The sequence below is a fragment of the Xanthomonas sp. SS genome, assembly GCF_014236835.1.
Taxonomy (GTDB): domain Bacteria; phylum Pseudomonadota; class Gammaproteobacteria; order Xanthomonadales; family Xanthomonadaceae; genus Xanthomonas_A.
Genome location: NZ_CP051190.1, coordinates 1,716,087 through 1,736,873 on the forward strand (window position 1 = coordinate 1,716,087; position 20,787 = coordinate 1,736,873).

The following is a 20,787-nucleotide window of genomic DNA, read 5'->3' on the forward strand; positions in this document are numbered from 1 at the left end:
TACGACGTCAGCGCCAACCTCGGGGCCCTGGCGAGGACGGTTCCCATCGGCCGCCCGATGGACAACACCGTGCTCTACGTGCTGGATGCCGCGCTGCAACCGGTGCCGCTTGGCGTTCCAGGAGAGCTGTACATCGGCGGCGCGGGCGTGGCCCGCGGCTATCTCGGGCAGCCGGGCCTGACCGCCGAGCGCTTCCTGGAGGATCCGTTCGCCGCCGCCGAACGGGTCTACCGCAGCGGCGATCGTGTGCGTTGGCGCGCAGACGGGCAGTTGGAATTTCTCGGCCGTGCCGACGACCAGGTCAAGCTGCGCGGCTTCCGTATCGAACTCGGCGAGATCGAGCATCATCTGGCCGGCGCGCCGGGCGTGCGCCGCGCGGCTGTACGGCTGATCGGCGAGGGCGAGACCGCTCGCATCGTCGGCTACGTCGAGCCGACGTTCGCCGCCGAAGGCATCGCCGGGCTGCGTGCGGCGCTTGCGCACGCGCTGCCGGCCTACATGCTGCCGACAGCGATCGTGGCGCTGGACGCACTGCCGTTGACGGTCAACGGGAAAGTCGACCGCAGGGCATTGCCGGTGCCGGCGGAGGACGATGGCACGGCCGTAAGCGAAGCGCCGACCACCGACACCGAGCGACGCATGGCCGCGCTGTGGCAGCGCATCCTGAAGCGCGAACGCATTGACCGCGGAGCCAACTTCTTCGCGATGGGCGGCCACTCGCTGCTGGCCACGCGCCTGGTCGGCGAGATTGCGCGCGAGTTCGGCAAGCCCCTGCCGGTGCGCGCCGTCTTCGAGCACAGCACGTTGCAGGAGCTGGCTGCGCACCTGGACGCGCAAGCGCACACGCCCGGGCAGAGTATTTCAGTGGTCAAGCGCGGCGTGCCGCTGCCGCTGTCGTTCGCACAGCAACGCCTGTGGTTCGTCGATCGCCTGGAGGGCGGCAGCGCACAGTTCAACATGCCGAGCGCGCTGCGCCTGAGCGGCGCCTTCGAGCCGGCGCTGTTCCAGCGCGCCCTCGATGCGTTGGTCGAGCGCCACGAGATCCTGCGGACCGTCTACATTGAGCACGAAGACGGACCCGTCCAGCAGATCCTTGCCGCGTCGGCCTCGCCACTGACGGTGCATGATCTGCGCGAGTTGGAGGATGTCGCACGCGAGGCCCGCGTGCAGGCGTTGAGGCGCGAGGAGGCCGTGCGGCCGTTCGATCTGGCGACCGACCCCGTGCTGCGCTGCGCGCTGCTGCGTCTGCGCGAGAACGAAACGGTGGTGCTGCTCACCGTGCACCACATCGCGTCCGATGGCTGGTCCAACGGCGTGCTCGCTCGCGAACTGGTGGAACTCTATGGCGCGTTCCGCGACGGACGCGCCCCGGCGCTGGCGCCGCTGCCCGTGCAATATGCGGATTACGCGCTCTGGCAGCGCCACCGGCTGCAGGGCGGGGGCATGCGCGCAGATCTGGACTATTGGCGGCAGCGCCTGGCCGGAATTCCCTGGCTGCACAGCCTGCCGCTGGACCGGCCGCGCCCTGCGCAGCAGGACTTCTCCGGCAAGGTGCATCTGCAGTTCCTCGATGCCGGCGATACCGCAGCGCTGCGCGCCTTCTGCGCGCAGCGCGGCATCACCCTGTTCGTGTTGATGCGCGCCATCTTCTCCATGCTGATCGGGCGCGCCAGCCGCGAACAGGACATCGTGCTCGGCACCCCGGTGGCGGGCCGCGTGCACCGGGACCTGGAAGGATTGATCGGCCTTTTCGTGAACACGCTGGTGCTGCGGACCGAGCTCGATGGCAATCCGCCGTTCGATGCATTGCTCGAACACTGCCGCCGCGATTCGCTGGAGGCCTATGCGCACCAGGAGATCCCGTTCGAGACCCTGGTCGACGAGCTCAAGCCGGCGCGCAGCCTGAGCTACAACCCGTTGGTCCAGATCCTGCTCAACGTGTTCGAGTCGGTGCAGGACGATCCATCGGCCGTGGAGGGAATGGCGGCGAGCGCGGTCGGCTCGGAGGCGCCTGAATCGCTGTCCAAGGCGGACATGACCCTGTACGTGCGCCACTGCGATGACCGCCTGTTGCTGAAGTGGTCGTATCGCTCCTCGCTGTTCGAGGCCGCCACCGTGCAACGCCTCGACGCCGGCTTCTGCGAACTGCTGCGCCAGGCGATCGCCGCGCCGCAATCGCGCATCCTCGACTACGCACTGCTCTCGGAAGCCGGCCGGCGCGCCACCGTCGCACAGGCCGCGCCGACGCCGCGCGACTATGACGCGGCGCTGCTGCACGAGCGCGTTCACGCGCATGCCCAGGCCATGCCGGACGCGACGGCATTGATGCACGGACATGACCGGATCGACTACGCCACGCTCGATGCCCGAGCGCGATCCTTGGCGTCGGAACTGCAGGGGCTGGGTATTGCCGCGGGCGCAACGGTCGGCATCCTTGCCGACCGCGGTATCGACTATGCGGTGGCGGTAATGTCCTGCCTCAATGCCGGCATGGTCTACCTGCCGCTGGCGGCGGATCTGCCCCAGGCACGAATCGACTACATGCTGCGCGACGCCGAGGCCCGCGCGGTGCTGGTCCAGCCGCGCTTGCGCGAACGTGCCGACGGCATCGTCCCGGTGATCGCGCTCGGGGCGCGCAGCAGCCCGGCGTCCGAGTCTGCGACAGAACTTCCGCGCCTGCAGGCCGGCGATGGCGCGCACCTGTTGTTCACCTCCGGTTCCACCGGCCAGCCCAAGAGCGTGCTCGGTACCCATGGGGCGTTGCGCAACCGCGTGGCGTGGATGCTCGAAGCGTTCCCGTTCGCAGAAGACGAAGTCTGCTGCCTGATCACCAGCACGGCCTTCGTGCGCGCGGTGTGGGAGCTCGCGGTCCCGCTGGCCGCCGGGCGCCCGCTGCTGATCGTCGACGCGCAGACAGTGTCCGACCTGGCCGCGTTCGCGCACCTGCTCGCGGAGCACAGGGTGACGCGGATCGTCACCGCGCCGTCGTTGGCGCGTGCGCTGACCGAGCTGCCTGAGGCGGCGACGCTGCTGTCGGGACTGCGCTACTGGTTCGTCAGCGGCGAGCCGCTTCGCCCGGGCATCGCCAGGCGCATACGGTCGATGCTGCCGGGGGTCGTGCTGTGCAACCTGTACGGATCGACGGAGACGATGTCGGACGTCAGCTTCCACGTCGTGGGCGACGACGAACCGCGCGGCAGCATTCCCATCGGCAAGCCGATCGCCAACAGCGCGTTGTTGGTCCTGGACGAGCACTTGCGCCCGGTGCCGCCGGGCATGCCCGGCGAGATCTGCGTGGCTGGCGCCAACCTCGCGGTGGGCTATCCCGGGCGCGCGACACTCACCGCCGACAAGTTCGTTCGCCACGACTTCGGTATGGCGTTCGGCGAGCGCCTCTACCGCACCGGCGACCTCGGACGCGTGCTCGCCGACGGCGCCATCGAATGCCTGGGCCGTCTGGACCATCAGGTCAAGGTGCGTGGCTACCGTATCGAGTTGGGCGAAATCGAGGCCAGCCTGTTGCGCAGTACGCGGGTCAAGGACGCGGTGGTGACGGTGCATGGCGGCGGCGAGGAGGGAAGGCTGGTCGCCTATCTGGTGGCGCAGACGGCCGGCGAAGACGTGGCGGCCGCGGTCCGAGCCGAATTGCGCGCATGGCTGCCCGAGTACATGCAGCCGAGCGCCTACGTGGTGATGGAGCGCCTGCCGTTGACGGCCAACGGCAAGGTCGACCGCCGCTCGCTGCCGGCGCCGGAGCCGGCAGCGGGCGCTTATGCGCCCGCCCGCACGCCGACCGAGTCCACCGTCGCGCAGGTGTGGTGCGAGTTGCTCAAGCTCGCGCGGGTCGGGAGCGGGGACAACTTCTTCGAGATCGGCGGGCATTCGCTGTTGGCGACGCGCATGGCCAGCGCCTTGTCCGCGCGGACCGGCAAAGCCGTGTCGGTACGGATGGTGTTCGAGGCGCCGGTGCTCGCCGACATCGCGCAGCGCATCGACGCACAGACCGAGGCGGCGCAGGCACCGATCCCGCGCGCATCGCGCTCAGGCGGGATTCCGTTGTCGCTGGCGCAACAACGGCTATGGTTCGTCAGTCGCTTCGAAGGCGGCACCCAATACAACCTGCCGACATCGCTGCGGATCGTCGGCGAGCTGGATACCGCGGCGCTGCAGAGTGCGCTCGACGCGCTGGTCGCGCGCCACGAGGTGTTGCGGACGACCTATGCCGAACGCGACGGTGACGCGGTCCAGATCGTGCATCCGCCTGCGCCGGTCTCGATCACGGCCATCGATCTGTCGCGGCTCGACGATGCGCATCGCGCCGAGGAACTGCAGCGTTTGAGCCGCGACGACGCGCGCATGCCCTTCGACCTTGGCAGTGGATCGGTGCTGCGCTGCACCTTGATCGCGCTCGCGCCGCAGGAACATGCGCTGCTGTTCACCGTGCACCATATCGCCTCCGATGGCTGGTCGAAGGGCTTGCTGGTCCGCGAATTCGTCGCGGTCTATGCCGCCCAGGCCCGCGGCGAGGCGGCGAGCTTGACGCCGCTGGATGTGCAATACGCGGACTATGCCGCGTGGCAGCGTTCGCCGGAACAGGCGCGGGCCATCGCCGGGGACCTGGACTATTGGAAGGGGCAACTGGCGCAGCTGCCGCAGGTGCATGCCTTGCCGCTCGATAGGACACGCCCGGCGCGCCAGGACTATCGCGCCGGAAAGGTGGTGCGCCGGATGCAGCGCCCGGAGCTTGAACGACTGCGCCGCCTCGCCCTTGACCATGACGCCACCTTGTTCATGGCGCTGCAGGCGGGATTGGCCCTGCTGCTCGGCCGCTGGAGCGGCGAGACGGACGTGGTGATCGGCTCGCCGGTGGCCGGCCGCACGCGGCGGGAGCTTGAACCGTTGATCGGATTCTTCATCAACAGCCTGGCGTTGCGGTTCGATCTATCGGGCAACCCCGACGTGCATACGCTGCTCGCGCGCGCGCGCCGGACCGTGCTCGATGCGTTCGCGCACCAGAGCGCCTCGTTCGAGATGCTGGTGGAAACCCTGCGGCCGGAACGCCACCTCAGCCATGCGCCGCTGTTCCAGGTGGTACTGGCGCTGCAGAACCACGAGCGCGGCACGCTCAGCCTGCCCGGGCTGGCGATCACCGCGTTGTCCAACGACACTCACAGCATCGATCTCGATCTGCACGTGGCCGTGACCGAGGACGAATACGGCTTGCAGTTCCGCTGGCTATACGCAACCAGCCTGTTCGACGCCGCCACCATCGAGCGCATGGCCGAAAGCTATCTCGCCGTGCTCGCTGCGATGGCCGAGGCGCCGGACCAGCCGGCGATGGCGCTGCCGCTGCTGCCGGAAAGCGACCGCCTGGCGATCGCGCAGTGGGCGGTTCCGCAGTTGCAGGAATTGCCCGACGTCTGCGCGCATGTCCTGTTCGAACAACAGGTGGCGGCCGATCCGCAGGCGATCGCCGCGACCTTCGAAGGCGAGTGCATCAGCTACAGCGCGCTCAACGCCCAAGCCAACCGTGTCGCGCACTGGCTGCGCGGCGAGGGCGTGGGGCCAGGGCAGCGAGTCGGCCTGTGCGTCGAGCGCTCGCTCGACATGCTCGTGGGCGTGCTCGGCATCCTCAAGTCGGGCGCGGCTTATCTGCCTGTGGACCCGGCCTACCCGCAGGAGCGGGTGGAAGCGATGCTCGTGGACGGCGAGGTGGAGCATGTCCTGGCCCATGCCAGCGTGCTGGAGGCGTTGGCGCTCCTGGCCGAACGCACCTTGCTGTTGCTGGATGCCGAGTTGCGCACGCCGCTGATGGCGGGGTATCCGCAGACCGATCCGACCGATACCGGAGTCGATCCCGCGCATGCGGCCTACGCGGTCTTCACCTCCGGCTCGACCGGCGTGCCGAAGGGCGTGCTCAACACCCATCGCGGACTGGTCAATCTTGCGCTGTACCAGCGCCAGGCACTGGCGGTCGGGCCCGCCAGCCGGGTGCTGGCATTCGGCTCGATCAGCTTCGATGGCGGCGTATTCGAATGGTTGCTGGCATTGGCCCATGGCGGCAGCCTGCACATCTGCAGCGAGGACGACCGCCATTCGGTGCAGCGCCTGTCGGCCTTGCTGGTACGAGAGCGCATCACCCACGCGGCCATTCCGCCGGCGTTGCTGGCGCAGATGCCGCTCGAGCGCGACTACGCATTGCAGCTGTTGATCGTCGCCGGCGAAGCCTGCGACGAAGGTCTCGCCTGGCGCTGGGCCGAGCGCTGCCGCGTGGTCAATTCCTATGGCCCATCGGAAGCGGCGGTGGCCGCCACGCATGCGGAGATCGTACCCCAGTCCCCGGTTACCCTCGGCCGTGCGCTGCCCAACGTCGAGGCGCACGTGTTCAATGCATGCGGCCAGCCGCAGCCGCTGGGGGTGCCCGGCGAGCTCCACTTGGGCGGCGCCGGCCTGGCGCTGGGCTATCTCGGACGCCCTGCCTTGACGGCCGAACGTTTCATGCCACATCCGGAAGGCAGCGGCCGCTTATACCGCACAGGCGATCTCGTGCGCTGGCTGCCGGGCGGCGAGTTGCAGTTCCTCGGCCGTGCCGACGACCAGGTCAAGATCCGCGGCTTCCGCGTCGAGCTGGGCGAAGTCGCACAGCATCTGCTCGCGCACCCACGGGTGCGCGAGGCGGTCGCGATCGTGCGCGACGAAACCGGCGATGCGCGCCTGGTCGCCTACGTCGTGCCGGCGGGCGACGCCTGGGCGCATGCCGGGCGCGAATTGCGCGAGCACATGCGCGCTCGGGTTCCGGACTACCTGGTGCCGGTGGCTGTCATGGTCATGGAGGCGCTGCCGCTGAACCGCAACGGCAAGGTGGACAAGGCGGCCCTGCCGCAGCCCGATTACGCCGCAAAGCAAGAGTTCATCGCACCCGACGGCGACACCGCGCAACGCGTGGCGTCGATCTGGCAACGGGTCCTCAAGCAGGAGCGGATCAGTGCGGAAAGCAATTTCTTCGAGATAGGCGGCCATTCGCTGCTGGCGACCCAAGTGATCAGCCACGTCGCCGAGGAATTCGGCCGCGATATCCCGATCCGCGCCGTGTTCGAACACCCCACCATCGCCGGCTTCGCCCGCCACGTCGATGCCGTCGCGAACCGCGATGCACCGCCAACCATCGTCGCAACGGTGCGCGACCGTCCATTGCCGCTGTCGTTCTCGCAGCAACGGCTTTGGTTCATCGACCGGCTGGGCGGTGGCAGCGCGCAGTACAACATGCGTTTCGGCGTGCGCCTGACCGGAACGCTCGACGACCACGCCGTGCAACAGGCCATCGACGCGATCATCGCGCGCCATGAGGTCCTGCGCACCACCTTCGCCATCCAGGATGGCGAATCGGTGCAGATCGTGCATCCGCCTTCGCCGCAGGCCATCGGCTACCACGACCTTTCCCCTCTGGCGGATGAGGCGCGCGAGGCGGCGTTGGACCGGATCGTGCGCGCGGAGGCCGCGCGTGGGTTCGACCTGACCGCAGACCCGATGCTGCGCTGCACCTTGGTCCGCCTCGACGATGCCGGCCATGCGCTGCTGCTGTCCACGCACCACATCGCCTCCGACGGCTGGTCGATGAACGTTCTTGGCAGGGAATTCGCCGCGTTGTACGCGGGATTCCGTTGCGGCGAGCCGGTCGCCTTGGCGCCGCTGAGGGTCCAGTACGGCGACTACGCCAGTTGGCAGCGCGGTGTGCTGGAGCACAGCGGCGCACTGCGGACGCAACTCGACTATTGGCACGCCGCGTTGGCCGGCCTGCCGCCGGTGCACGCGCTACCGCTGGACAAGCCGCGGCCCCCGCTGCAGCAGTTCGACGGCGACCATGTCGCCCGGCGCCTGGATGCATCGTCGCTGAAACGCTTGAAGCAACTCGCACTCGACAACCAGGCGAGCCTGTTCATGGTGCTGCAGTCGGCGCTGGCGGTATTGATCGGGCGCTGGAGCGGGGAGACCGACATCGTGATCGGCACCCCGGTCGCCGGACGCACGCAGAGGGCACTGGAACCGCTGATCGGCTTCTTCATCAATAGCCTGGTATTGCGCACCGACCTCTCCGGCGATCCCGGCTTCCTCGACGTGGTGCGACGCGCCCGGACGACGATCCTGGACGCATACGCGCACCAGGATGTGCCGTTCGAGATGCTGGTGGAGACCCTGCGTCCGGAGCGCTCTCTCAGCCATTCGCCGCTGTATCAGATCAGCTTCACCTTGCACAACCACGAGGAAAGCCAGTTCGTTCTGCCCGGCCTGGACCTGAGCCCGCTACGCAGCGATGCGCAGCAATGTCGCTACGACCTCGAGTTGCACATGACCGAGACGGACGCTGGCATCCACATCCGCTGGGTGTACGCGACCGGTCTGTTCGAGCGGGACACGATCGAGCGCATGGCCGACGCGTTCCAGGTACTGGTGGCACATTTGCTCGACGCGCCGGGAACCTCGGTGAATGCGCTGCCGCTGCTCGACGACGAGGCGCGCGCGGCGCTGCTGCCCAGGCTTGGCGACATCCCGCACGGCTGTCCGGCAGACCTGCCGTTGCACCGCCTGTTCGAGGCACGCGCCGCCGAGCAGCCGGACGCCGTGGCAGTGACGTTTGGCGATTCCCGGTGGAGCTACGGCGAACTCAACCGGCGCGCGAATCGTGTCGCGCATGGCTTGATCGCCATGGGCATCAAGCCGGACGACCGCGTCGCGCTGTGCGCGCCGCGCGGTCCGCACCTGCTGGCCGGCCTGCTCGGCATTCTGAAGGCGGGCGGGGCATACGTGCCGCTGGATCCGGCGTATCCGCAGGAGCGACTGCACTGGCTGATCCTGGACAGCATGCCGGTGGCGCTGGTCGCCGCCCAGGGGCCCGGCCATTCGTTACCGCCAACCATGGTGGCCAGGCTGGATCTGCACGACGAAGCCGGACTCGCGCGCCATGCCGAGGACAACCCGAACGTGCCCGGGCTCGATGCAGGGCACCTGGCGTACGTGATCTATACCTCCGGTTCCACCGGCACCCCCAAGGGCGTCCAGGTGGAGCACCGCCAGGTCTCGCGCCTGCTCGCTGCGACCGAGGACCATTTCCGGTTCGGTGCAGACGAGACCTGGAGCCTGTTCCATTCCTTCGCGTTCGATTTCTCGGTCTGGGAAATCTGGGGGGCGCTGGCCTATGGCGGGCGCCTGGTCGTGGTGTCGGACGAGTGCGCCAAGTCCCCGGACGATTTCTACGCCTTGCTGTGCCGCGAACGCGTCACGATGTTGAACCAGACGCCGAGCGCATTCCGCCAACTGAGCGTGGCCCAGGCCTGCAGCGGGCAAACGCATTTCCTGCGTACGGTGATCTTTGGCGGCGAAGCGCTGGATCCGAAGACGCTCGGTCCCTGGGCCGAACGCAACGACATCGGCCGAACCAGGCTGGTCAACATGTATGGGATCACCGAAACCACGGTGCACGTCACGCTTCGCGACCTGCGCCTGGAGGACATCTTCGGCCGGGGGGGCAGCGTGATAGGGCGGCCGATTCCGGGCATGCATGTCTACATCCTCGATCCACGGATGCAGCCGACCCCGATCGGCGTCGCCGGTGAAATATACGTGGGCGGCAGCGGTGTCGCGCGCGGCTACCTGAATCGCGAGGAGTTGAACGCGCAGCGGTTCGTCCGCAACCCATTCGATGCGTCCGGAACGCACGGGCGGCTATACCGCAGCGGCGACCTCGCCAGATGGACCGCGGCAGGGGAGATCGACTACCTGGGCCGCAACGATTTCCAGGTAAAGATCCGCGGATTCCGCATCGAACTGGGAGAGATCGAAGCACGCCTGGCGCGTATGCCGGAAGTCCGCGAGGTGACGGTGTTGGCGCGCGAGGATGGGCCCGGAGAAAAACGCTTGGTCGCCTACGTCGTGGCCGAAGCCGGCGCTACGGTCGACATATCGCTGCTGCGCCAGACGTTGATCGAAGAGCTGCCAGACTATATGGTACCGAAGGCATTCGTGGCGCTCGCCGCGTTGCCGCTGACGGGAAATGGAAAGCTCGATCGGCGCGCCTTGCCGGTACCGGATCGTGCCGACGTCACACTGCGTGACTACGCGGAACCGGTCACCGACACCGAGCGTGCGATCTCGAAACTATGGACGGACTTGATGAACCTGCCGTGCGTCAGCCGCTTTGACGATTTCTTCGAACTGGGAGGGCATTCGGTCCTCGCGATCAGACTGATGGCGATGCTGTCGGAACAGTTCCAGGTCAGGCTGCACATCCGCGACCTGTTCCGCCATCCGCTTCTTGTCGATCTGGCCCGGCATGTGGACGATGTCTTGGTTCGCGGTGACAGCGACTGGGACCCGTTGGTGCAGCTGGATGCCACGCCTGGCGTCCCCTTGCTTTACTGCGTCCCCGCCGCCGGCCTCACCGCGGTTGCGTACCGACCGTTGGCCAAGGCATTGCAGGGACGGCTCGCGCTGCGGGTCTTCGAACCTTGCGGCACGGACGGGGCGATGCCGCCAAGTCGTTCCATGGAGGAGACGGTCGCGCTGAACCTGCGGGCCTTGCTTGCCTGCCAGCCGCAGGGACCGTACCTGCTGGCTGGCCATTCCTATGGAGGCGCCGTCGCCTTCGAGATGGCGCGCCTGCTCGAGATGCGCGGTCACCAGGTGCAACTGACGCTGATCGATAGCGGTGTCTACCTGCGCGAGGCCCAATGCGCCGAACATTCGCTGGGCGGCTACCTGGCACGCATGCTTGGAGCCAATGCGGAGGACGTTCAGCCTATGCAGGGATTCGACGACGAGCAGCGATTGCATGCCTTCTTCTTGCAACGCTTGCAACAGCAAGGCGTCGCCGTGGCTCCGCAGGTAGCCGTGCCGCGCGGGTTGCTGGACGTGTTCCGGGCGCAGTTGGCGATCCACCGCCACTACGGCCCGAGCGGGCGTTTCGGCGGACCGGTGGTTTCGATTCTGGCGCGCGAGGGTGCGATCGCGCGCCTGCCGTCTGGCGAACTGGCCGAGCACTATGGCGCATATGCGGCTGCGCAGGTCGAGATGCACGTTGCCGAGGGCGGGCATCTGTCGTTGTTGTCGGCCGATCACGCGCCAGGTCTGGCGGACCTGATCGCAGCCCGGCAGGCGGACCGACGCATCCAGCACGAGCTGCCGGTATGAGCTCGAACAAGCGCCTTTTCCGTTTCGCCTTGCGCGTCGTGCAAGCGCCGCCGGTCGGGGACACCGGCGGGGACATCCCTCACTTCCACACGCGTCGCCGATCCAGGCAGCCAATCACCAGGTGAACCACAAGCATGGATATTGCAAGAAAGTCTAGCGGCACCAAGCAATGGTTCCGCAAGCGGTGGGTGTGGGGCGTCGCCGCCGCGCTGGTGGTGGTGGTCGTTCTCACCCGAACCGGGTTCGGCAGCGCTGCGTACTCGGTGGACAAGGATGACGTCGTGATCGGCACGGTGCAGCGCGGCGACTTCTCGGTCCAGGTCCGCGGCATCGGCGTGCTGGTGCCCAAGGACATCCACCTGTTGGCCGTGAATGTGGACGGCCTGGTCGAACGCATCAACGTCGAGGCCGGCGCGGCGGTCAAGAAAGGCGATGTCGTTGCCATCCTGAGCAATCCGCGCCTGAACGAGCAGCTGCTGCAGGCGCAATGGGAAATCGATGCCCAGATAAAGCAGAACCGCGCGGCCGAATCGATGTTGCGCTCGCAGCTGGCCGACCTGCGCTCGGAGGCGAAGAACGCGGAACTCGACTATCTCAGCGTCAAGGTCAAGTACGACGCCGAGAAGAAGCTGGTCGAACAGAAGATCGTGTCCCGCATCACCGCCGAGCAATCCAGGATCGTGATGGAGCAGAACTTCCACAAGATCGAAGCGCAGACCGAACGGGTGAAGCGCATGCAGGAAAGCCTGGCGGCGACGACCGAGGCCAATGTCTCGGTCGTCTCGAAGCTGGAGAAATCCAAGGACCTCATTCAGCAGCAAATCGACGACCTGACCATCCGTGCCGGCATCGACGGCGTGGTGCAGCAGATGTCGCTGCAGCTCGGGCAGCGGGTGACCGCAGGCACCCAGGCCGGCCAGATCGCCCGCCAGGATGACCTGGTCGCCCTGCTCGACGTGCAGGACTTCCAGATCAACGACGTCGCGCTCCAGCAAACGGTGGTGGTCGATACCCGCACCAGCAAGATTCCCGGCCGGGTGGCGCGCATCGCGCCGTCGGCGACCAACGGTGTGGTCAAGGTCGAAGTCGTGCTGACCGGCAAGATGCCGCCGGAGGCCCGTCCCGACCTGAGCGTGGAAGGCATCATCGACATCGAGAAGAAGCGCAACGCGCTATTCGTCGAACGCCCGCCTTTCGCCAAGAGCCAGGGGAAGGTCGAGCTATACCGACTCGATGGCAGCGAGGCCTCGCGCCGCTCGGTGCAGTTCGGACGCGCATCGACGCGCTATATCGAAGTGCTGGGCGGGCTGCAGCCGGGCGATCAGGTCATCGTGTCCGACTCGTCGGCTTGGAGCAGCCACGACAAGATCTCGGTCAAGTAGGCGGAATCAGCCATGTCTGACAGCGAACCGCTCATCCAGCTGCAGGGCTTGCGCAAATCCTTCTTCACCGACGAGGTGGAGACGCGCGCCCTGGACCACATCGACCTTACCGTCAGGCGCGGGGAATATGTGGCGTTCTCCGGGCCGTCCGGTTGCGGCAAGTCCACGCTGCTGTCGCTGCTGGGGCTGCTCGACGCGCCGACCGCCGGACGCTACCTGCTCGGTGAGCATGACGTATCCACCATCGGTCGCGACGAACGCGCGCGCATCCGCAACCGCGAAATCGGATTCGTGTTCCAGTCGTTCAATCTGATCAGCGACATGACCGTCTCGGAAAATGTCGCATTGCCGCTGTCCTATCGCCGCGACCTCGGCGCCCATGAGGTCGCGACGATGGTGGAACGCGCGTTGCACCGGGTCGACATGTCGCATCGGGCGAAACACTTCCCCTCGCAGCTTTCCGGGGGTCAGCAGCAACGCGTGGCCGTCGCGCGGGCGGTGGTGGCCAGCCCGCTGCTGATCCTGGCCGACGAGCCGACAGGCAACCTCGACTCGAAGAACGCCGAAACGGTGACAGGACTTCTGGAAGGCCTGCACGCGGAAGGATCCACGATCTGCCTGGTCACCCACAATCCGGAATACGCTGCGCGGGCGAGCCGCCAGGTCGATCTTCTGGATGGACGGATCCTCTCCGATTCGGCGGCGCGGGCCGCAGGCTGAGGACCCGAATGTCCTTCCTCTCCGACCTGCGCTATGCCTTGCGTCTTTTGCTGAAGACGCCGCAGTTCACGCTGTTGACCGTGCTCGTGCTGGCCGGCGGCCTGGCGATCAGCATCTATACCTATTCGGTGCTGAACACCATGATGTACAAGGCGCTGCCGATCCCGGCCAGCGAGACCATGGTCAGGGTGCTCGGCAAGAAGGACGGCCGGACCGCCTTGATCGACGCATTCGAGCTCGCGCAATTGCGCCACACGCGCTCGCTCGGCGGGGTCGCGGCATACCAGACCGGCCGCTCGGTGATCAGCGAACTCGATGCCAGCCGCAGCGTGAAGGCGACCTTCGCCGAGTGGAGCATCTTCCAGTTCGCGCGCACGCAGCCCGCGCTAGGGAGGGGCTTTCTGCCGGAAGACGCTGTGTCCGGAGCCGAGCCGGTGGCGGTGATCGGGCACAAGATATGGCGCTCGGTGTACGGCGCCGATCCGGACATCGTGGACAAGGTGGTGGAGATCAACGGACGCGCCACGCGGATCGTGGGGGTGATGCCGAAGGGTTTCATGTTCCCCATCAGTTCCGAGATCTGGCTGCCGCTCACGCAGCGCGAGCTCAATCCGACGACCTATGGCGTGTCCTCGTTCAACGCCTACGCGCGCCTGCGCCCGGATGTCTCGCGCAACGAAGCCGAGGCCGACCTGACCACGCTGCTGCGCGCCACCTACGAGAACTATCCGCGCCGGGAAGGCGACGATGCGCTGCTGGACGACATCCGCGTGGACACCTTCCAGTCCGCGCAGACCGGTCCGGAAGGCGCCTTCGTCTTCGCAGTGCTCAACGTGGTGTCGATCTTCATTCTGCTGCTGGCCTGCGTCAACGTCGGCAACATGCTGCTGGCGCGTACCAACGAGCGCATCCGCGAAATCGCCGTGCGCGTCGCATTGGGCGCGCCACGCACGCGCCTGGTTCTGCAGATGATGATGGAAAGTGCGCTGATCTGCGTGATCGGCGGCGTCCTGGCGCTGGCGCTTGCGGGTTGGGCATTGAGCGCGAGCAACCAGTTCCTCGCCTCAACCTTCCAGGGTGACCTGCCGTTCTGGTGGGACTGGGGCCTGGACACCGGCGCGGTGCTGTCGGCACTGGGCTTCGTGTGCCTGGCCATCTTCCTGGTTTCGGTGATCCCGACCTGGAGCGCGACCAACATCAGTTCCAGCGCGCTGTTGCGCGACGGCACCCGCGGCTCGCAAGGACGGCGCAGCGGACGCGTATCGCGGATCCTGGTGATCGTCGAGATCGTGCTGATTTCCGTGGTGATGGTGATCGGCAGCGTCATGGCGATCGTCGCCTATCATGCGGCGCGTATCGATTTCGGCATCGACACCACCAACCTGTTGAACATGCCGGTGGAGCTGACGGGCGAGTCCTACAACACTCCGCAGAAGCAGCTTCAGTTCTACGAGCGGCTGATCGCCGATCTGCGCCACAATCCCGAGATCGAGACCGCAGGCGTGCTGCAGGAAGTCGGGCAGGTGCGCTTCGGCGTGGATGGAACCGAGTATCCGCGCGAAAGCGACTATCCCAAAGCCACGCTGGTCGTCGCGTCGGAGGCCCGGCAGCCGATCGGGGTACGCCTGATCGAAGGGCGTTACTTCGACACTCGCGACAACGCGACCGGCTTGAAGACCGTTGTGGTGAGCGCCAGCATGGCCAAGGCGCAGTGGCCGGTATCGGGGGCGCTGGGCCAACGCGTGCGCATCATGCAGCAGGGTGTGGAGCCGGTCGACCGCATCGTGATCGGGGTGGTGAGCGATGCCCGTCGGGGCGACCTGCTCAAGACCACATCGAGCAGCTTCGCCTCGCTGTATGTGCCGCTGCCGCAGGTGCCGCTGCAGGAAGCCGCCGTACTGATCCGGCACTACGGCAACGTCGATGCGGCGCGCAGTGCCATCTATCGGACTGTCGCCGGCATAGATCCCTACATGGCGCCGGCCAGAATCACCAGCTACGAAGAAGTGCTGCGCCAGCTGACCCTGATGGCAACCACGATGACGGACTTGTTCGTGCGCTGCGGCATCTTCGCCATGCTGCTGGCGATGACCGGTATCTATGGATTGAGCAGCAACGCCGTAGTGCAGCGTACCAACGAGATCGGCCTGCGCCGCGCCATCGGCGCGCGCGACCGCGACATCATCGCGCTGTTCCTGAAGCAGGGCGCTAGACAACTGGGAGTGGGTCTGGCGATCAGCCTGTTGCTCTCCGCGGCGATCCTGCTCGCGGTGTCGAGGTTCGTCACGGTGGGACCATGGGTGCTCGTATCGATCGGGCTGGGCGTGGCCGCCTGCGTCTCGGCGCTGGTGCTGGTGGCGATCTTTATCGCCACGCGCCGTGCCGTGTTGTACGAGCCGGGGGCGGCGCTGCGCTACGAATGACGGCGCCTCGGGCGTCGTGACGGTGTGCTGTTGCAGAGCCGCGATCCGCGGCAGACGAGCGAAATGGACGCCGCCGGCCGGGACCGGCGCCATAGGGAGAGAGGGGCAATGACAAGATTGGCAGACATCGGCATCGAAGATCTGCAGGATGTGCAGGGCACGCCCCTGCTTTTGAACGTGGCAGGCGAGGGCGTGCGCGCGACCGAGTGGGCCGCGGAGAATCGCGGGCATGTCGAACGATTGCTGATGGAGAACGGCGCGTTGCTGATACGCGGATTGACCTTCGTGGGCAGCCAGCAATTCGGCACCGCCTTGTCGACGCTGTTCGGCGAAGACCTGATCCAGTACGTCTACAGGTCCACGCCGAGGACCGAGCTGCGCGGCAATGTGTATACCGCGACCGAGTACCATCCGGACCAGGTCATTCCGCAGCACAACGAGAATTCGTACTCGAACAGGTGGGCGATGCGCCTGGGCTTCCTGTGCACCATCCCCTCGCAGACCGGAGGCGCCACGCCGATCTGCGACAGCCGCAAGGTCTATGCGCAGATGCCCGATGCGCTACGCGACCGTTTCGAGCGCAACGGGGTGATGTACGTACGCAACTATTCCGAAATCGACGTGCCTTGGACGGAGGTGTTCCAGACCAGCGACCGGGCGGACGTGGAGGCGTTCTGCCAAGCCAACCAACTGGCGTTCGAGTGGCTGGAGGACGGGCTGCGCACCTGCCAGATCAACCAGGCGTCCGCCGTCCATCCGGACAGCGGCGACAAGGTCTGGTTCAACCAGGCACACCTGTTTCACTTCACCAATCTGGACCCCGAGATCCGCGAAGCGCTGCTGACCACCATGGGCGAGCGGCGCCTACCGCGCAACACCTACTATGGCGACGGTTCTCCCATCGACATTGGAGCCCTGGACACGGTGCGTGCGCTCTACGAGCGCAATGCGATCCGTTTCGATTGGCAGCGCAACGATCTCTTGTTACTCGACAACATGCTGTATTCGCATGGTCGCGAGACCTATTCGGGCAACCGCCAGGTACTGGTCGGAATGGCGCGCGTGCACGGCACCGAAGGCGGCCGGTCCGAAGGGGCCGTGCTATGAAGAGTCCCTGGTTCATCCGTTTTCCGGCAGGGCCGCGCGTGAGTATGCGTTTGTTCTGCTTTCCCTATGCCGGTGGTCATGGGCACCTTTTCCGCGGCTGGCCTGCGCGAATGCCGCATTCGGTACAGGTGATCGGGATCCAGGCGCCGGGCAAGGGCGCGCGCGTGCTGGAAACGCCTCATGCCTCACTCGATGGCCTGGTGGACGACCTGCTCGACGCGATCCTGCCATTGCTGGCGGAAGGCCCATTCTGCTTCTTTGGCCACAGCAACGGCGCCATGGTCGCGTTCCAGCTGGCGAGCCGCCTGCAATCGCTTGGCTTGCCGGTTCCCGAGCGCCTGCTGCTCTCGGCCAGTCCCGCACCATGGACGCGGATCTTCGCCCGACCTTATTCGGCGATGGACAATGCCGAGTTCAAGCAGGTGCTGCGCGAGCTGGAGGGCACCCCGGCTGCGCTCTTCGACGACAGCGAGTTGTTCGAGCTGATGCTGCCGGGGCTGCGCGCGGACTTCGCGCTGGCCGAAAGCTATCGCCACGCCCCGGAGTTGATGCTGCGGATGCCCGTCACGGTGTTCTACGGAGCGACCGACGGGATCGAGTGGGAGAGGATCCAGGCCTGGCAGGAGCGTTTCTGCGACCCTGTCGAATTCCGGGAGATCGCGGGCGGGCATTTCTTCATCCACACGCACGAGGAATTGCTCGTGCATGAAGTGATGGGCCGCTTCGGGCAGCATCCGAGCGCCTGGGGCAGGGCGATCGCCTAGTTCGGCGATTTGGATCGACGACATGCATCCGGTCGGCGCCGCCGGCCTCCAGTAGCGAAGGAAAAGCGAGAGAAATGGACACCGAAACCCGATTGTACCTGCGCGAAGACGTGTATTTCGAACCCTTGGTCAACCAATGGTATGCCTGGCCTTATCTGCTGCCGCCGGTCACTGGCGCTCGCCACATGGTCAACACGCATCGCCGGATCATGAGTTCGTTCGTGAAGAACTACAAACTGCACATCATGGCGGTGAATCAGCCCGGCATGGCCGGTGCCGAGTTCCTGGACTGCAACGAAGACCAGGTCGACGACATCAAAGCCTTGGTCGCCCGCATCGACGAACAGCACGCGGATCTGGTAGAACTGTCCGACGCGGTTCGCCAGCTCGACGAATTGCTTCGCACGCATACCTCCGGCGAATCGATCGAGTACCTGTATGCGCAGGTGCCGCCGCCGTTGAAGGGCTATGTCGAGATCTTCATGGACCTTGAGCATCACCCTTCATACCGCCTGCTGGAAAGCCTTCTGTACAAGAGCCCGTACTACAAGCCGTCGTTGCAGAGCATTGCCTTCGGCATCCTCGGCGAACGCGGAGACCGCCCGTTCGTGCTGAGCACGCCGCGCCTGCCCACCGCCGACAGCCTGCACGTGGAAGTGGACTACAACGACCCGCTACTGGACGCGGTGTTTGCAGCACGGACGCAGCCGCTAACGGAATCCGCGCTGGATGCTTTGTTCGCCGGCAAGACTGTCTCCGGCGGACTGCACTATCGCAAGCTGTTCACCGAGACGCCCCCCGGGCACCGCAACCAGCCAGTGGAATCCGGCGTTCGCCTGCAGTATCTCGGGCATGCCGGATTCCTGCTGCAGACCTCGCAGGTGTCGATCGTCGTGGATCCCGTCATCGCGTCGCGCGGTGCGGACTTCTCCGACGAAGTCATCAGTTTCAGCCAATTGCCCGACCGCATCGACTACGTCTGCATCACCCACAACCATCAGGACCACGCCAATCTCGAATCGCTGCTGCAGCTTCGGCACAAGATCGGCAAGATCCTGGTGCCCAAGAACAACGGCGGCACCCTGTCGGACCCATCGCTGCGCCTGTTGCTCAAGCAGTTCGGCTTCGATGTCATGGAGATGGACGACATGGACGAGTTGCCGGTGCCTGGCGGGCGCATCGTCAGCGTGCCCTTCCTCGGCGAACACGGCGATCTCAACGTGCGCTCCAAGACGGCCTGGTTCTACGAATTGCTCGGCAAGAAGATCTTCATGGGAGCCGATTCGTCCAATCTGGACCCGAGCATGTACCGCCATATCGGCCGCTGGCTTGGCGAGATGGACGTGATGGCGATCGGCATGGAATGCGTCGGCGCCCCCTACACCTGGCTGTACGGCGCCCTGCACACCAAGCTGGTGAGCAAGAAGATCAAGGAATCGCGGCGCCTGAACGGATCCGACTTCGCACAGGCCTACGAGATCGCGGAGATCTTCAAGCCTTCGCAGATCTACCTGTATGCATTGGGCATGGAGCCTTGGTACAAGTACTTCATGGGCCTGGACTACGACGAATCGTCCGAGCAGATCGTGCAGACCGGCAAGATGCTGGACGCCTGCCGTGACAAGCAGATTCCTGCCGAGCGCCTGTACGGGAAAATGACTCTGGAACTCGCCGGCACCTGAAGTTCGCGTGCCCGTGCGCCTTGGGGAGGAACCGGGTCATCAGATTGGATACCAGGAAAATGCCGGGACGCAGAGAGCCGGCATTCGACGATTTTCGGTGCAGGTATGGCAGGTCACCTGTTATTTCCCGAAAACGATGTTCAGTTTGGCTCCGTCATGCTCGAATGGACATCACCTCTGGAAAGGGAAGGCCTTTCACAAAAAGATGTCCGTTCTCGATTTGTTAGAACTGTATCAAGGTTGCTGTACTTTGAGCGTTTTTCAATTGGTTGAAGCTATCCACTGGAACAGTAGGACGGGCATGTCAAACCCGGAGCAGCGCTATAACTGACATCCATTTGGATCTCATCCCGGATGAAAAGTAATGGCTCCGGTGTAGCCGCCCTCACGATTAGGCAAATTTGACGTTCGCGGCAAGCCGCGACTCTACGTTAGCGGGTGGATTATGGCAGCGTTCGTGCATTGCGCTCGCAGGCAGTTTAGGGTCCACGCCAGGATTCGCTCTCAGACTCCCTGCCGAGGGACTACTCGACTTCCCGGCGACAGGCCTGGTGTTGTATGGGTAGGTTTCTGGATTCGAAGGCTTCACCGCCACCGGCGGCGCGCTGAAGGAACCTGATCAACCTGATCGGGTGTCGACAGAATTCGACGGAGGCGGTTTAGGCGTCGTTCGGGTGGATTCGATCGGCCCGGAGGAAGATCAGGGTGGCTAGCGCGCGCGACGTCCTTCGGGAGCTGTGGGTTCATTCCTTGTGTTTGTACACGCCCGCGTCGGACGCGCTGGACTAGGCGCGGGCCGCGGGCGAGCTTCTGGTCGCCTGAAATGGCGAGCGCTTCTTGTACCCGCGCTTTCAGTGGAACGCAGAGGGGCAGCCCCTGGACAAGCCAGGATCTGATTGCGGCGCTGCCACGAGAGAGGGGCAATTCGTTGGGTGCGGACGCCGTATGTGGATGTTTGCCCCGGATATCCTGGGCGGAAGCTGGCACCTTTTGCCAGTTAACGTGCCAGATACTCCAGAATATCGCAGCGCAAGATCGCTGATCCGAATGATCTCAGCGTCTATTTTAGTAGGCGTGCCGCGGGATTGTCCTGCGCAGCACCCGTCTGGAAGTACTCAATAACGCTAGCCACCGAGCGGTGCTCGGTCATAGCCATCAATGCAGGCAGCGTCACCCCTTGCTTACCGGCCTCGGTGACAAATGCCGATCGTAGGCTATGCGCCCCGAAGTCTCCCTCCAGCCCTGCCAGCTTTGCCCGGCGCTTCACAATCGCCGCCACCGAGCCTGGGAGCAGAGCAGGGTCGACACACCCACCGAGGTGTCTGACCTGATTTCGCAAGGCGCGCCCTCTCATATGTGTAAACAACTTTCAGCCGTTGGCGGTAGTTATTTACATCTGGAGCCGGAGTGTGAGGCGGATACTTTTGTCTAGCAAGGACCTCGTAAGCTTCTTTATATCTTTGGTAAACACAACCCTTCTGAGCGACACCTGTTGCACGTGTTGATAAAGATCTTGAAGAGAGCC

At 65.4% G+C, this 20,787-nt stretch carries 7 protein-coding genes and 1 pseudogene (1 of these 8 cut by a window edge); 7 read left to right on the plus strand and 1 reads right to left on the minus strand.

The features are described from left to right. From HEP74_RS06950 to HEP74_RS06980, 7 genes are all read left to right on the plus strand, one after another. A protein-coding gene (locus tag HEP74_RS06950; protein ID WP_185815789.1) for a non-ribosomal peptide synthetase crosses the window boundary here: on the plus strand, nt 1–11,184 show its 3' portion. 2,502 nt of this gene lie to the left of the window's left edge; the window shows 11,184 of its 13,686 coding nt (coding positions 2,503–13,686); the start codon falls outside the window, past its left edge; its stop codon occupies nt 11,182–11,184. A gap of 134 nt (nt 11,185–11,318) precedes the next feature. Continuing rightward, on the plus strand, nt 11,319–12,566 hold the full coding sequence (locus tag HEP74_RS06955; RefSeq protein WP_185815790.1) for an efflux RND transporter periplasmic adaptor subunit: 1,248 nt from the start codon (nt 11,319–11,321) through the stop codon (nt 12,564–12,566). A gap of 12 nt (nt 12,567–12,578) precedes the next feature. Then, nucleotides 12,579–13,286, plus strand: coding sequence for an ABC transporter ATP-binding protein (locus HEP74_RS06960; protein WP_185815791.1), 708 nt, complete (start codon nt 12,579–12,581; stop codon nt 13,284–13,286). Nucleotides 13,287–13,294: 8 nt separating this feature from the next. After that, on the plus strand, nt 13,295–15,709 hold the full coding sequence (locus HEP74_RS06965; RefSeq protein WP_185815792.1) for an ABC transporter permease: 2,415 nt from the start codon (nt 13,295–13,297) through the stop codon (nt 15,707–15,709). 108 nt (nt 15,710–15,817) lie between these two features. Next, a complete protein-coding gene (locus HEP74_RS06970) occupies nt 15,818–16,816 on the plus strand; it encodes a TauD/TfdA family dioxygenase (protein ID WP_185816536.1) in 999 nt (332 codons plus the stop codon). Beyond that, the gene (locus HEP74_RS06975) at nt 16,813–17,580 is read left to right on the plus strand and encodes a thioesterase II family protein (RefSeq protein WP_185815793.1); all 768 of its coding nucleotides are present in this window, start codon (nt 16,813–16,815) and stop codon (nt 17,578–17,580) included. Before HEP74_RS06970 ends, HEP74_RS06975 begins: the two co-directional genes overlap by 4 nt. A gap of 74 nt (nt 17,581–17,654) precedes the next feature. Beyond that, complete coding sequence (locus HEP74_RS06980) at nt 17,655–19,262, plus strand: MBL fold metallo-hydrolase (RefSeq protein ID WP_185815794.1); 1,608 nt, start codon at nt 17,655–17,657, stop codon at nt 19,260–19,262. Between the two features lie 1,060 nt (nt 19,263–20,322). Here HEP74_RS06980 and HEP74_RS06985 read toward each other — a convergent pair. After that, nucleotides 20,323–20,568 (minus strand): annotated as a pseudogene (locus HEP74_RS06985) (tyrosine-type recombinase/integrase); the annotation flags it as partial. Nucleotides 20,569–20,787: the final 219 nt, after the last annotated feature.

Coding starts and splice junctions, on each gene's coding strand:
- HEP74_RS06975 (WP_185815793.1), top strand. CDS start 16,813: ATGAAGAGTCCCTGGTTCATCCGTTTTCCGGCAGGGCCGCGCGTGAGT.
- HEP74_RS06965 (WP_185815792.1), top strand. CDS start 13,295: ATGTCCTTCCTCTCCGACCTGCGCTATGCCTTGCGTCTTTTGCTGAAG.
- HEP74_RS06970 (WP_185816536.1), top strand. CDS start 15,818: ATGACAAGATTGGCAGACATCGGCATCGAAGATCTGCAGGATGTGCAG.
- HEP74_RS06980 (WP_185815794.1), top strand. CDS start 17,655: ATGGACACCGAAACCCGATTGTACCTGCGCGAAGACGTGTATTTCGAA.
- HEP74_RS06960 (WP_185815791.1), top strand. CDS start 12,579: ATGTCTGACAGCGAACCGCTCATCCAGCTGCAGGGCTTGCGCAAATCC.
- HEP74_RS06955 (WP_185815790.1), top strand. CDS start 11,319: ATGGATATTGCAAGAAAGTCTAGCGGCACCAAGCAATGGTTCCGCAAG.